Origin of the sequence: Corallococcus sp. AS-1-12, assembly GCF_020036995.1 — a bacterium.
In the GTDB taxonomy this organism is placed as follows: Bacteria; Myxococcota; Myxococcia; order Myxococcales; family Myxococcaceae; genus Corallococcus.
The window spans coordinates 15764-28941 of record NZ_JAIQDD010000008.1 but is presented as its reverse complement, the minus strand read 5'-3'; the positions used below and the strand labels follow the sequence as shown (position 1 = coordinate 28941).

Here is a 13178-nt window from a genome sequence, read left to right as displayed (position 1 = left end):
GGGCAGGCCCGGGCCGCATCCCACGCCTGTTGCCGAGGTGGCCTTCAGCGTGCCATGCAGGCGCCTTATGTCCTTCCTGCATCAGGCGCTGGTGTACCTGGCCGCCGCGGTCGTCGCCGTGCCCCTCTTCAAGAAGCTGGGGCTGGGCTCCGTGCTGGGCTACCTGGCGGCGGGCGCGGCCATCGGGCCGTATGGCGCGGGCCTCATCTCCGACGTGGAGAACGTCCTCCACATCGCGGAGCTGGGCGTGGTGCTCCTGCTGTTCGTCATCGGGCTGGAGCTGCAACCGTCCCGCTTGTGGAACCTGCGCCGCTCCGTGTTCGGCATGGGCGGCGCGCAGGTGGTGCTGACGGGCCTGCTGCTCGCGGGCGTGTCGAAGGCGCTGGGGCTGTCCTGGGGCGCGGCCATCATCGCGGGCTTCGGCCTGTCCCTGTCCTCCACCGCGTTCGCGCTCCAGTTGCTCGGAGAGAAGAACCAGCTCACCACCGAGCACGGGCAGTTGGCCTTCGGCATCCTCCTGTTCCAGGACCTGGCCGTGATTCCCCTGCTGGCCGCGCTGCCGCTGTTGGGCACGTCCGACACGCCGGCCACGGAGGCCGGGTGGCTGATGGCCCTGAAGGCCGTGGGCGCGGTGCTGGGGGTGGTGGTGGCGGGCCGCTACCTCTTGCGGCCGGTGTTCCGCGCGGTGGCGTCCGTGCACAGCCAGGAGCTGTTCACCGCCACGGCGCTGCTCGTGGTGGTGGGCACCGCGTCCCTGGTCAGCGCGGTGGGCCTGTCCATGGCGCTGGGCGCGTTCCTCGCGGGCGTGCTGCTGTCGGAGTCCGAGTACCGCCACGAGCTGGAGGCGGACATCGAGCCCTTCAAGGGCCTCTTGCTGGGCCTGTTCTTCATCGCCGTGGGCATGTCCGTGAACCTGTCGCTGCTGGCGCGCGAGCCCCTGCGCGTGCTGGCGCTGGTGCTGGGCCTCACGCTCCTCAAGGCGCTGGTGCTGTATGGCCTGGGCCGCGTGGGGCTGAAGAAGCCGGGCTCCGCGGCGAGCCTGGCGGTGGTGATTTCCCAGGGCGGTGAGTTCGCCTTCGTCCTCTTCTCCCTGGCGGTGTCCTTCCACGTGATGGACCGCGAGCAGGCGGACCTGCTGGTGCTGGTGGTGGGCCTGTCCATGGTGGTGACGCCGTTCCTGTCCGCCATCCACGAGCGCTGGGTGGCGCCGCGCCTGAAGCCCAAGGGCCCGCAGCGCGAGTACGACGTGGCCCCGGAGGAGGACCACCCGGTCATCATCGCGGGCATGGGGCGCGTGGGGCAGGTGGTGGCCCGCCTGCTGCGCGCCCGCCGCATCGGGTTCACCGCCATCGACGCGAGCGCGGAGCACATCGACTTCATCCAGCGCTTCGGCAACCAGGTGTTCTACGGGGACGCGTCCCGGCTGGACCTGTTGCGCGCCGCCCGCGCGGAGAAGGCGAAGGTGTTCGTGCTGGCCATCGACGACATGGCCGCGTCCCTGCGCACCGCGCAGATGGTGAAGGAGCACTTCCCGCACCTGACCATCTACGCGCGGGCGCGCAACCGCGAGCACGCGTACCGGCTGATGGACCTGGGCGTCACCCACCTCATCCGCGAGACGTTCGACGCCAGCCTCGCCATGGCGGGCGACGTGCTCCAGGAGCTGGGCCTCACCTTCGCGGAGGCCCGCCGCTCCGTGGAGCGCTTCCGCGAGCACGACGAGGCCCTGATGCTGGAGAGCGCCAAGGTCTTCAAGGACGAGAAGAAGATGATGGAGGTCATCGTCCGCGCGCGCCGGGAGCTGGAGCAGTTGTTCGAGAAGGACGAAGCCGAGCAGGAGTCGGCCTGAGGGGGGAGCACACGACCATGAGCGCCAACGGCTCCAAGTCCTCCCGCCTCTACCTGTGGGTGCTGGCCGCCATCCTCGCGGGGGGCCTGCTGGGCCACTTCGCGCCGTCCACGGCGGTGAAGCTCAAGCCGCTGGGCGACGGGTTCATCGCGCTGGTGAAGATGCTCATCTCCCCGGTCATCTTCCTGACCGTGGTGCTGGGCGTGGCCAACGTGGCGGACATGAAGAAGGTGGGCCGGGTGGGCGGCAAGGCGCTGCTCTACTTCGAGGTCATCTCCACGTTCGCGCTCATCATCGGCGCGCTGGTGGTGACGGTGCTCAAGCCCGGCGCCGGCTTCAACGTGGACCCGCGCACGCTGGACGCGAGCGCCGTGGCCCGCTTCGCCCAGCAGGCGCATGACCAGTCCACCGCGGGCTTCCTGCTGCACATCATCCCGCGCACCTTCGTGGACGCCTTCACCGGCGAGGGCGACCTGCTCCAGGTGCTGCTGCTGGCGCTGCTGTTCGGCTTCTCGCTCACGGCCATTGGCGCGCAGGCCAGGCCCGTGGTCGTCCTCTTCGAGGCGCTCTCCAAGGCCTTCTTCCACATGATTGGCACGGTGATGAAGCTGGCGCCCATTGGCGCGGGCGCGTCCATGGCCTTCACCCTGGGCGCCTACGGCATCACCAGCCTGGGCCCGCTCCTGCGCCTCATGGGGTGCTTCTACCTGGCGTGCGCGCTGTTCATCGTGGGCGTGCTGGGGCTGGTGGCGCGGATGACGGGCTTCTCCATCCTCAAGTTCCTGCGCTACATCCGCGCGGAGCTGTTCCTGGTGCTGGGCACGTCGTCGTCCGAGTCCGCGCTGGTGCCGCTGATGCAGAAGCTGGAGCGGCTGGGCTGCTCCAAGTCCGTGGTGGGGCTGGTGGTGCCCAGCGGCTACTCCTTCAACCTGGACGGCACCAACATCTACCTCACCATGGCGGCGCTGTTCGTGGCCCAGGCGCTCAACGTGGACCTGACGCTCGCGCAGACGGCGACGCTGCTGGGCGTGGCGATGCTCACGTCCAAGGGCGCCTCCGGCGTGACGGGCGCGGGCTTCATCACCCTGGCCGCCACGCTGGCGGTGGTGCCGTCCGTGCCGGTGGCGGGGCTGGCGCTCATCCTGGGCATCGACCGGTTCATGAGCGAGGCGCGCGCCATCACCAACTTCATTGGCAACGGCGTGGCCAGCATCGTCGTGTCCCGCTGGGAGAACGAGCTGGACCGCGAGCGGCTGCGCGCCGAGCTCAACGGCGCTCCCGCCCCCGAGGCCCCGCCGGCCGACGCGGGGACGCCGGCCTGAGCCGCTTCAGGGCCGCGCCACCGCTTCGCGCACCGCGGCCTTGAGCACGTCCAGGTCCACCGGCTTGTCCAGCAGCCGCCGGGCGCCCAGCCGCAGGGCCTCCGCGTGCGTCTCTTCATCCGCGAAGGCGCTGAGCAGCAGCACGGGGCACGCGATGCCCTGCGCGCGCAAGCGCCCCAGCGCCTCCAGGCCGGTGCGCCCCGGCATGCGCACGTCGCTGACGATGAGGTCCGGCGGGGCGAGCGTGCCGCCGTGCCCCTGCATCATCGCCACGTAGTCCCCCAATTCGAAGCCGTCCTCCACCTCCACCACCGTGTAGCCCGCGCGCTTGAGCGTGCGCACGAGCATCGCGCGCATCGCGTCGTCGTCCTCGGCCACCAGGATGCGCGCGGCGTGCGCCGCTTCTTCTTGGGGAGGTGCGTTCGTCATTGGATTGCGAAAGGAGCATGGCGCATGCCACGTGCCCTCAGGGGACGTGGCGCCGTCAGGTCGCGGGGGCCTCCGGGGCATCCTGCCCCCGCCGGGGCAATGTGCCCCAGGCATGCATGGCCATCATGCCCCGCGTTGGCGGCACCCCGCTCTGGGGCGCGTGTTGGCATGGCCAATGCTCTAGCCCCCGTCAGCCCGCACCCCATACCCCACTTCACACTCGCGGGCATGACACGGAGTCTCTCCATGAAGCGCACTTCCGCCCTGGTCCTCGGTCTGTCCCTGTCCCTCGCCTCCATGGGCGCGTTCGCCGCCGCCCCCAAGGCCGCCAAGAGCGCGCCCACCGCCCAGGCGAAGGCCGGCACCAAGGCGAAGAAGGCGAAGCAGGGCGCCCCCCAGAAGGCCCCCGCCGCGCCGGCCGAGGGCTCGGGCAGCAACTAGCCACACCCTGTCGTGACGCAGCACCCGCGGTACCCGTAGCGTACCTCCCCGGTCCGTGTGTTCCTTCCCCCTCACGCACGAACCGGGGGTTGCCTCTTCCGTGAAGCTCGCTCGCAAATTCACCCTGGCCCTGGTGCTGCTCGCCGTCGCGGTGATGGCCGGGCTCCAGGCGTTCCAGGTCAACCGGGAGCTCGCCCGGTCGGAAATCGACACGCAGCACGACCACCGCCTGCTGGGCCACACGCTGGCCGGCTCCATTGGCAAGGCGTGGCAGTTGGCGGGCGAGGCCGAGGCGCTCACGCTCCTCAACCAGGCCAACCGCTTCCAGGAGCAGGTGCGGCTGCGCTGGGTGTGGCTGGACGGGGGCCCGGGCTCCGGCTTCGCTCCGGCGCTGCCCCCCGCCCTGCTGCTCAGCCTGCGCGCGGGCAACGACGGCTGGCTGATGGACAACACCACCCGCCCGGGCGTGCTGCGCTCGTACACGCCGGTGTTCCTGGGCCGGCGCATGGGCGCCATTGAAATCACCGAGTCCATGTCCGAGCAGGAGATGCACGTGCGCACCACCGTGGTGGGCACCTTCATCGCCACGGCGGCGCTGTCCCTGTTCTTCCTGCTGGCCGCCATGGCCATGGGCCGCAAGCTGGTGGGCCAGCCCGTGGAGCAGCTCGTGCACCTGGCCGGGCGGATTGGCGAGGGCGACCTCACCGCGCGCGTCCCCTTGCGGCGCGAGCAGGGCGATGAACTGACGACGCTGGCGGTGGCCATGAACCGGATGGGTGAGCAGTTGGAGGAGACGCGCGCGCGGCTGGCGTCGGAGACGGCGGCGCGCCTGCGCACGGTGGAGCACCTGCGGCACGCGGACCGGCTCACCACGGTGGGCAAGCTCGCGTCCGGCGTGGCGCACGAGCTGGGCACGCCGCTCAACGTCGTCATGGGCCGCGCGAAGATGGTCTCCTCCGGCGAGGCGGAGGGCGACGAGGTGAACGAGTGCGCCCGCATCATCTTCCAGCAGGCGCAGCACATGACCGGCATCATCCGGCAGCTTTTGGACTTCGCCCGGCGCCGCACGCCGTCCCGCGCGCCGGAGGACCTGTCCCTCCTGGCGGAGCGCACGCTGTCGCTGCTCAAGCCCATGGCCACCAAGCGGGGCGTGACGCTGTCCCAGGAGGTGCCCCAGGGCTTCACCGTGGAGGTGGACGCGGGGCAGTTCCAGCAGGTGCTCACCAACCTGGTGATGAACGGCCTCCACGCGATGAACCGGCCGGGCACCCTGCGGGTGCGCTCGCAGGTGCTGCGCGCCACGCCGCCCGCGGACGTGGGCGGCCCGGAGCAGGACTGGGTGCGGCTGGACGTGGAGGACGAGGGGACGGGCATCCCCGCGGACGTGCTGCCCCACGTCTTCGAGCCCTTCTTCACCACCAAGGACGTGGGCGAGGGAACGGGGCTCGGACTGTCCGTCTCCTATGGGATGGTGCGGGACCACGGCGGCTGGATTGACGTGAAAAGCGAGCCGGGCCGTGGGAGTTGTTTCTCCATCTACCTGCCGCCGGGGACGCACGCATGCCAGGCCGCATCCTGATTGTCGAAGACGAGCGCGAGATGCGCGCCATGGTGGAGAAGGGCCTCCAGCGCCGGGGCTTCCAGCCCGTGGCCGTGGCCGCCGCGGACGAGGCGCTCCAGAAGCTGGCCGCCGAGGACTTCGACACGGTGCTGACCGACCTGCGCATGCCGGGCATGGACGGCCTGGCGCTGTGCGAGCGAATCGTGCTCAACCGGCCGGACATCCCCGTCGTCGTCGTCACCGCCTTCGGCAGCCTGGAGACGGCGGTGGCCGCCATCCGCGCGGGGGCCTACGACTTCATCACCAAGCCCATCGACCTGGACGCCCTGGTGCTGGTGCTGGAGCGCGCCGTGCAGCACCGCGCCCTGCGCGCGGAGGTGCGCCGGCTGCGCCAGGCCCTGGACCAGCGCCAGGACGACGGCGCGCTCGTGGGGGAGAGCCCCGCGCTCAAGCAGGCGTACGCGCTCATCGACCGGGTGGCGGACGTGGACGCCACGGTCCTGATTACCGGCGAGAGCGGCACGGGCAAGGAGGTGGCCGCGCGCGCCCTCCACGCCCGGGGCCGGCGCAAGGAGGGGCCCTTCGTGGCCATCAACTGCGCGGCCATGCCGGAGCAGCTCCTGGAGAGCGAGCTGTTCGGCCACGCGAAGGGCGCCTTCACCGACGCGAAGGCGTCCCGCACGGGCCTGTTCGTGAAGGCGAACGGCGGCACGCTGTTCCTGGATGAAGTGGGCGAGCTGCCCATGACGCTCCAGCCGAAGCTGCTGCGCGCGCTCCAGGAGCGCGTGGTGCGCCCGGTGGGCGGCGACACGGAGACGCCCTTCGACGCGCGCATCGTCGCGGCGACCAACCGCGACCTGGAGCTGGCGGTGGAGGAGAGCCGCTTCCGCGAGGACCTCTACTACCGGCTCAACGTCATTGGCCTGGAGTTGCCCCCGCTGCGCGCGCGGGGCAACGACGTGCTGCTCTTGTCGCAGCGCTTCGTGGAGCAGTTCGCGTCCCGCACGGGCAAGAAGGTGGTGGGCCTGTCCCCCGCCGCGGCGCAGCGCCTGCTGTCCTACGGGTGGCCGGGCAACGTGCGCGAGCTGCAGAACTGCATCGAGCGCGCCGTGGCGCTCACGTCCTTCGAGCAGCTCACGGTGGATGACCTGCCGGAGCGCATCCGCAACTACAGCACGCCGCGCGTGGTGCCGGAGAACACGGACCCGTCGGAGCTGGTGACGCTGGAGGAGCTGGAGCGCCGCTACATCCACCGCGTGCTGGAGGCCGTGGGCGGCAGCCGCACGCTCGCCGCGCGCATCCTGGGCGTGGACCGCAAGACGCTCTACCGCAAGCTGGAGCGCGGCGACGCCGAGGCCCGGGAGGCCAAGGAAGCAAGGGAGGCTCGCGAGGCCAGGAAGCCCTGAGCCGGGGTCACCCGGGACCCGAGCGCCCCGCTCCATCCGCCCCGGCCGCAACCCTCCGCCAGGGGCGCAAGGCCTCTGTCACCCCTCGGGGCGGGGCCCCCGCCTGGCCCCGCGCGGGGTATGGTTCGCCAGGATGCGCTCCGTTCCTGTCCAGAGCCGTGGCTTCTGTCGCGTGGTGGACCTCGCGCGCGAAGCAGGCGACAGGAATGTCACGCACCCGTTTCCTCCAAGAGGTTCCTCCCTACCCTCGGAAATCCACGACTCCCTGATTCGCGTAAACGGGTGGCCAGGACGCCCTTCGCCGCCCTGGCCCCGTCTTCCGGCATTGAAGCCGGGCACGCTCCGCGGCACCGCTGTGTTTCCCACCTGAAGGAACCCGCTCCCCGCACCCCGACGACCCACCGATGGCCCAAGCTCCCGCCCGCCCGCGCTCCCGTCCTTCCGCCCCGTCCTCGACGGAGGCCTCTGGCCCGGGTCCGCTCGCGCTGCTGGAGGCGCTGCCGGAGGCCTTCCTCGGGGTGGACGCGGGCTGGCACATCACCTGGCTGAGCCGGCGCATGCGCGAGCTCCTGGGGTCCCGCGTCCAGCCGGGGGATGACCTGCGCAAGAAGGTGGCGGACGTGCTGGGGCTGGGCGCGTGCCTGCGCCTGGACGCGCCCGCCACCGAGCAGCCCTCCGCCGCGCCCTACGAGCACCGCTGGCACGAGGGCGGCCTGTGCTTCGAGGTGAGCGCCCGCCCCATGGACGGCGGCCTGCTGGTGCACTGCCGCGACATCACCCACGAGTTCCAGGCCCGCCACGAGCTGCAGCGCGTGGGACAGCTCTTCCAGGCGGTGATGGAGGGCACCACCGACGCCATCTACATCAAGGACCTGGAGGGCAGGTACCAGGTCATCAACTCCGCGGGCGCGCGCGCCGTGGGCCGCAGCGTGTCCGAGGTGCGCGGGCGCACCGACGCGGAGCTGTTCCCGCCCGACGAGGCCCGCGCCAACATGAAGCACGACCGGGACGTGCTCAAGGCGGGCCACCCCCTCACCTACGAGGACTCGCAGCGCGACCCCGGCGGGGACCTGCGCGTGTGGATGTCCACCAAGGGCCCGCTGCGCGACCCGGAAGGCAACGTGTTCGGCCTGTTCGGCATCAGCCGCGACATCACCCAGCGCAAGTGGGCGGAGGACGAGGTGCGCCGGCACGCCGAGTTCCAGGAACACCTGATGGGCATCATCAGCCACGACATCCGCAGCCCGCTCGGCGCCATCATGAACTGGTCGCGCGTGCTCGCGGCCGGCGGGCCCGCGGAGGAGACGGCGCGCACCAGCCAGCGCATCGCCACCGCGGCGGTGCGGATTGAACGGCTGACGCGCCTGCTGCTGGACTTCACCCGCGCCCGGCTGGTGGGCGGCGTGGTGATTGAGCCGCGCGGCACGGACACGCAGGAGCTGCTGGCCAAGGTGGCGCACGAGTTCCGCGTGGCCTTCCCGCAGCGCGACATCGTCGTGGAGCACAAGGGCAACACGCAGGGGCACTGGGACCCGGACCGCCTGGCGCAGGTGGTGTCCAACCTGGTGGAGAACGCCCTCAAGTACAGCCCGGTGGACGCGCCCGTGCGCCTGGCCACGCGCGGGCTGCGCAACAAGGTGGTGGTGACGGTCCACAACCAGGGCCGCCCCATCCCGGAGGCCACCCTGCCCCACCTCTTCGAGCCCTTCCGCCAGGGCCCGCAGCAGACGCGCACGCTGAAGATGAGCTACGGCCTGGGGCTCTACATCGTGCGCGAAATCGTGCACGCCCACGGCGGCACCATCGACGTGACGTCCACCGAGGGCGACGGCACCACCTTCACCGTCACGCTGCCGCGCCGCGCGCCGCCCCGGAAGGGCCCGCCGCCCGAGCCGCCCGCGCCGCCCTCGCACCGCGACTGAGGCCGGGCGGCCCCCAAGGCCCGTCAGACGAAGCGCGAGAGCAGGGGCACCAGCGCGTCCAGCGGCGCGCTGCCGTTGGACAGGCCGGCCTCCGCCACCGCGCGCGGCATGCCGTACACCACGCAGGAGGACTCCGCCTCCGTGAGCACCACGCCGCCCGCGGCGCGCAGGGCCCGCGAGCCCTGGAGCCCGTCCTCGCCCATGCCGGTGAGCACCAGGCCCAGCGCGTCCCTGCCCCACACCTCCGCCACGCTCTGGAAGAGCACGTCCACGGAGGGGTGGTGCGGGGTGCCCAGCGGGTGGCGGTCCAGGCGCACCAGGTTGAGCGCCCCGTGCCGCGCCACCTTCAGGTGGTGGCCCGCGCGTGCCAGCACCGCGCGGCCCGGCACCAGCTCCATGCCGTCACTCGCCTCCACCACCTCCAGCGCGCTCTGCGAGTCCAGCCGCTTCGCCACGGCCTCCGTGTAGCCGGCGGGGATGTGCAGCGCGAGCACCACCGGCGCCGGGAAGTCCCGGGGCAGCGCGGACAACAGCCGCGTCAGCGCCTGCGGCCCGCCCGTGGACGTGCCCACCGCCAGCAGCTTCGACGACGCCGGGGGCAGGGGCCTGGAGGGCGGGGCGGCGGCGGCGTTCGCCAGCTCCTGCTGATAACGGGGCACCGCGCTGCCCGCGGTGCGCACCTTCTCCACCAGCTCCGCGCCCAATTCGTAGAGCCGGTCCGTGGCGAGCGCCGTGGGCTTGTGCACCAGGTCCACCGCGCCCGCCTGGAGCGCGGCCACCGCCAGCTCGCTGTCCGTGCCCGCGCTGCTCACCACCACCACGCGCGGCGCGTCCGGCATGCCGGCCAGGGCGCGCAGGAAGCCCGTCCCGTCCAGCGACGGCATCACCAGGTCCAGGGTGATGACGTCCGGCTTGAGCTCCGCCACCCGCTCCAGCGCGTCCAGGCCGTCGCGCGCGGTGCCCACCACCTCCAGCCCCGGCGCCTCCGACAGCACCTTGCGCAGCACCTTGCGCGCGAACGCCGAGTCGTCCACCACCAGCACGCGCAACGTCACGGGTCCGCCTTGCGATAGAAGAACGCGCCGCGGCGCTCCTCGCAACACAGCGCCGTGCCGAAGCGCATCAGGGATTCGGAGGTGCCCACCACCAGGTGCCCGCCGGGCCGCAGCGTCCGGGTGAGGCCGTCCACCACGCGGCGCGCGGTGTCGTCCTGGAAGTAGATGAGCACGTTGCGGCACAGGACGGCGTCGCAGCTCCCCGGCTCCGGGTAGGCCTCCGTGTCCACCAGGTTGAGCTGCCGCCACTCCACCTTGGCCATCAGGTCCGGCCGCACGCGGGGGCGGCCGTCCACCATGTCCAGCCAGCGCCCCATCACGCCCGGGGGTAGCGCGCGCAGGCAGCGCAGGTTGTGCTCCCCCGCCTTCGCGCGCTCCAGCGCCCGGGAGGAGAGGTCCGTGGCCAGGAGGGACACGTCCCCCAGGATGCCGCGCGCGTCCAGGAGCATGGCCAGCGTGAGGGGCTCCTCGCCGGTGGAGCACGCCGCGCACCATACGCGGGGCCTCCTGCCGGCGCGGACCTCCGGCACCAGCAGCTCGTCCACCAGCACCTCCAGCGCCTGCGGCTCGCGGAAGAAGTACGTCTCGTGGACGAGCAGCGCCTCCACCAGCGAGTCCAGCGTCTGGGGCCCCTTCGGGTCGTAGCGGAGGAAGTAGTAGTAGTCGAGCAGCGAGTCGAACCCGGCGTCCAGCGCCCGGGTGGACAGCTTCTCCGCCAGCAGGTCCCGGTCCTCCGCCCCGTAGTGCAGGCCGGAGCGCTGCTCGATGAGCATGGAGAGGATGGCCAGGACCTGCGGGGACAGCGGCAGCGTGCTCATGGGCCGTGGCTGTCCTAGCGCCCCAGGGCCAGCAGGCAGGCGCGGCGCACTTCCGGGTCCTCGTCGCGGTGGGCCGCCTTGTCCAGCGCCTCGCGCGCCTCCACCGTGCCCAGCGCCGCCACGGCGGGCGCGGCGGCCCTGCGGCCCGCGGAGCTCGCGCCGACGAGCGACTGCATCAGCGCCGCCCGCGCGTCCGCCCGGCGCATGCGCGCCAGCGCCGCCACCAGCAGGGGCGCCGTCGCGTCGTCCGCCGCCTCCAGCGCCGCCATCAGCCCGGGCAGCCGGCCCTCCACCGGCAGCGCCAGCGCGGACACCACCTGCTCGCGCAGCATCACGTCGCCCAGCAGCGACACGAGCTGCTGCGTGGCGTGCGGGCCCGTGCGCGTGGCGAGGAAGCCCACCGCCGCGCTGCGCACGCTGTCATCCCGGTCCCCGGCGGCGCGCAGGAGCGCGGGCAGCGTCTCCGGCGCGTCGTACTCCGCCACGGCGGACAGGGCGACCAGCCGCGTGGCGGGGTCCTCCGAGTGCACCGCCTCCAGCAGCACCGGCAGCGCGTCCGGCCGCCGGGCCACGCCCAGCCCCAGCAGGGCCGCGCGGCGCACGTCCGCGTCCGCGGAGGCGGCCGCCCGGCGCAGGGCCGCCATGGCGCTCTCCGTGTGCATGTGCGCCAGCGCGTCCACCACCGCCACGCGCACCTGGCCCGCGTCGTCGTTGGCCAGCGCGACGATGGCGTCCGCGGCGGCCTCCTCGTTGAGCTTCCCCAGCGACTGGCACGCGTAGTAGCGCACCCACGGGTCGCGGTCGTTCAGGCCGCCCAGCAGCGTGGAGGTGATGCGCGCCTGCTTGTCCGTCTGGCCCAGCGCGCGCATGGCGGTGGCGCGCGTGCGCTCCGACTCGTGGCTGGCGGCGGCCAGCAGCGCGTCCACCGCGCGAGGGTCGTCGATGAAGGGCAGGCCGTAGATGGCCGCGTCGCGCAGCCGCTCGTCCGGGTCCCGCATGGCCAGGAGCAGCGCGTCCAGGCCGCGCGGGTAGCCGAAGTACGCCACGATGCGCAGCGCCGCCCGCCGCTGGCGCGTGTCCGTGGAGCGCGCGGCCTCCAGCGCCAGCGCCTCCGTCGTCTCGCTGCCCAGCGACTGGATGGCGCCCACCACCGCCTGCGACACGCGCGGGTCGTCATCCGACAGCCGCGCGAACAGGGCCGGCACCGCGGACGTGTCGCCAATGCGCGACAGCGTCTCCGCCGCCAGCGCGCGCACCGTCGCGTCCCGGTCCTCCAGGCACAACAGCACGTCCGGCACCGCCGCGGAGCGCTTGCCCACCAGGGGCAGCAGCACCCGCCGGCGCGAGCTGTCCCCCTCGCGCAGCGCCTGCAATATCTGGAGGTCCGCCTCCGCGCCCAGCTCGCCCAGGGCCGCCGCGGCCGCGCGCGACACGCCCAGGTCCTGCGAGTCCAGGAGCTTCAGGAGCCCCGTGGCCGCGTCCGCGCCGCCCACCCAGCCCAGCAGGCGCGCCAGGGCGGTCTTCTCCCCCGCGTCCGCGCCCGCGATGACCTGGGCCAGCCGCCGCCCGGTGGGGTGCGGCTCCGCCGAGCTGGAGCGCAGCACCGACGGCACCGTGCGCGCGCCGCCGAAGCGCTGCACCTGCGCGTCATGGATTTCCACCAGCGCCACCGCCGCCACGCGCACCACCGCGTCGTTGCCGCGCTGGAGCAGCCCCACCAGCGCGGGCACCGCGGCCTCCTGGCCGGTGCGGCCCAGCGCGCGCGCCGCCTCCAGGACGTAGAAGGGGTCGGACAAGAGCGCCATCAGCGCCGGCACGACGGTGGGGTCGCCCGAGCGGCCCAGCACGTCGATGGCGGGGAAGATGCGGAAGAAGTTGCCGCTGCCCAGCGAGGACAGGAGCGCGTCCACCGCCGCGCCGCCGCCCACGCGGCCCAGCGCCTCGATGGCGGCCACCGCCACGTTGTCGTCCGGGTGGACGATGAGCCGCGACAGGAGCGGCACGGACCTCCGGCTGCGGCGGCGCCCCAGCACCTGGGCGGCGTCGCAGACGATGGCCGGGTTGGGGTCGTCCCCCAGGAGCTCCACCGGGCCCTCCACGTCCCCCGTGGCGGCCACCAGCGCGTCCACCGCCGCGGCGATGCGCGCCTCGTTGTCCCGGCGGTGGCGCAGCACCTGGCACAGGGGCTCCACCGCGGCGGAGCCCAGGCGCGCCAGCGCGGACACCACGGCGCGGCGCACCGCCCACGACGGCGCGTCCAGCCCGTCCACCAGCACCGGCAGGCTCGCCGGGCCCCGGCGCGCCAACTGGTCCACCTCCTCCACCCGGGCGCGGTCCTCCGCGGACAGGGACAACGGGTGCTGCTTCGCGGTCAT

Annotated in this window: 10 protein-coding genes; 6 read left to right on the top strand and 4 right to left on the bottom strand. The window is 72.9% G+C overall.

Translation table 11 applies throughout. The features are described from left to right. The first annotated feature begins 67 nt into the window (after positions 1–67). Both K8556_RS15350 and K8556_RS15345 read left to right on the top strand, forming a co-directional pair. Positions 68–1849: a monovalent cation:proton antiporter-2 (CPA2) family protein gene (locus K8556_RS15350; RefSeq protein WP_223740827.1), complete on the top strand. Its 1782-nt coding sequence runs from the start codon at positions 68–70 to the stop codon at positions 1847–1849. Positions 1850–1866: 17 nt separating this feature from the next. After that, positions 1867–3171 carry a dicarboxylate/amino acid:cation symporter gene (locus K8556_RS15345; RefSeq protein WP_223740826.1) on the top strand — a complete coding sequence of 435 codons (1305 nt, stop codon included), beginning with the start codon at positions 1867–1869 and terminating at the stop codon, positions 3169–3171. A gap of 6 nt (positions 3172–3177) precedes the next feature. Here K8556_RS15345 and K8556_RS15340 read toward each other — a convergent pair whose 3' ends face one another. After that, on the bottom strand, positions 3178–3600 hold the full coding sequence (locus K8556_RS15340) for a response regulator (RefSeq protein ID WP_223740825.1): 423 nt from the start codon (positions 3598–3600) through the stop codon (positions 3178–3180). Positions 3601–3846: 246 nt separating this feature from the next. On the opposite strand from K8556_RS15340, the gene K8556_RS15335 reads away from it, so the two are divergent. The 4 genes from K8556_RS15335 (at position 3847) to K8556_RS15320 (ending at position 8930) form a co-directional block, all read left to right on the top strand. Continuing rightward, complete coding sequence (locus K8556_RS15335; protein ID WP_223740824.1) at positions 3847–4041, top strand: hypothetical protein; 195 nt, start codon at positions 3847–3849, stop codon at positions 4039–4041. Positions 4042–4141: 100 nt separating this feature from the next. Further along, positions 4142–5620 carry a HAMP domain-containing sensor histidine kinase gene (locus K8556_RS15330; protein WP_223740823.1) on the top strand — a complete coding sequence of 493 codons (1479 nt, stop codon included), beginning with the start codon at positions 4142–4144 and terminating at the stop codon, positions 5618–5620. Beyond that, positions 5602–7008, top strand: a complete 1407-nt coding sequence (locus K8556_RS15325; protein WP_223740822.1) for a sigma-54 dependent transcriptional regulator — start codon at positions 5602–5604, stop codon at positions 7006–7008. The genes K8556_RS15330 and K8556_RS15325 overlap by 19 nt, the downstream gene beginning before the upstream one ends. Before the next feature lie 404 nt (positions 7009–7412). Then, on the top strand, positions 7413–8930 hold the full coding sequence (locus tag K8556_RS15320) for an ATP-binding protein (protein WP_223740821.1): 1518 nt from the start codon (positions 7413–7415) through the stop codon (positions 8928–8930). Positions 8931–8953: 23 nt separating this feature from the next. Here K8556_RS15320 and cheB read toward each other — a convergent pair whose 3' ends face one another. The 3 genes from cheB to K8556_RS15305 are packed head-to-tail and all read right to left on the bottom strand — an operon-like array spanning position 8954 to position 13178. Then, positions 8954–9985: a chemotaxis-specific protein-glutamate methyltransferase CheB gene (cheB, locus tag K8556_RS15315; RefSeq protein WP_223740820.1), complete on the bottom strand. Its 1032-nt coding sequence runs from the start codon at positions 9983–9985 to the stop codon at positions 8954–8956. Continuing rightward, the gene (locus K8556_RS15310) at positions 9982–10803 is read right to left on the bottom strand and encodes a protein-glutamate O-methyltransferase CheR (protein WP_223740819.1); all 822 of its coding nucleotides are present in this window, start codon (positions 10801–10803) and stop codon (positions 9982–9984) included. Before K8556_RS15310 ends, cheB begins: the two co-directional genes overlap by 4 nt. 14 nt (positions 10804–10817) lie before the next feature. Further along, complete coding sequence (locus tag K8556_RS15305; RefSeq protein ID WP_223741078.1) at positions 10818–13178, bottom strand: HEAT repeat domain-containing protein; 2361 nt, start codon at positions 13176–13178, stop codon at positions 10818–10820.

Excerpts from the sequence above, each read along its gene's own strand:
- K8556_RS15350 (WP_223740827.1), top strand. The coding sequence starts at position 68 with ATGTCCTTCCTGCATCAGGCGCTGGTGTACCTGGCCGCCGCGGTCGTC.
- K8556_RS15345 (WP_223740826.1), top strand. The coding sequence starts at position 1,867 with ATGAGCGCCAACGGCTCCAAGTCCTCCCGCCTCTACCTGTGGGTGCTG.
- K8556_RS15340 (WP_223740825.1), bottom strand. The coding sequence starts at position 3,600 with ATGACGAACGCACCTCCCCAAGAAGAAGCGGCGCACGCCGCGCGCATC.
- K8556_RS15335 (WP_223740824.1), top strand. The coding sequence starts at position 3,847 with ATGAAGCGCACTTCCGCCCTGGTCCTCGGTCTGTCCCTGTCCCTCGCC.
- K8556_RS15325 (WP_223740822.1), top strand. The coding sequence starts at position 5,602 with ATGCCAGGCCGCATCCTGATTGTCGAAGACGAGCGCGAGATGCGCGCC.
- K8556_RS15320 (WP_223740821.1), top strand. The coding sequence starts at position 7,413 with ATGGCCCAAGCTCCCGCCCGCCCGCGCTCCCGTCCTTCCGCCCCGTCC.
- K8556_RS15310 (WP_223740819.1), bottom strand. The coding sequence starts at position 10,803 with ATGAGCACGCTGCCGCTGTCCCCGCAGGTCCTGGCCATCCTCTCCATG.
- K8556_RS15305 (WP_223741078.1), bottom strand. The coding sequence starts at position 13,178 with ATGACCGCGAAGCAGCACCCGTTGTCCCTGTCCGCGGAGGACCGCGCC.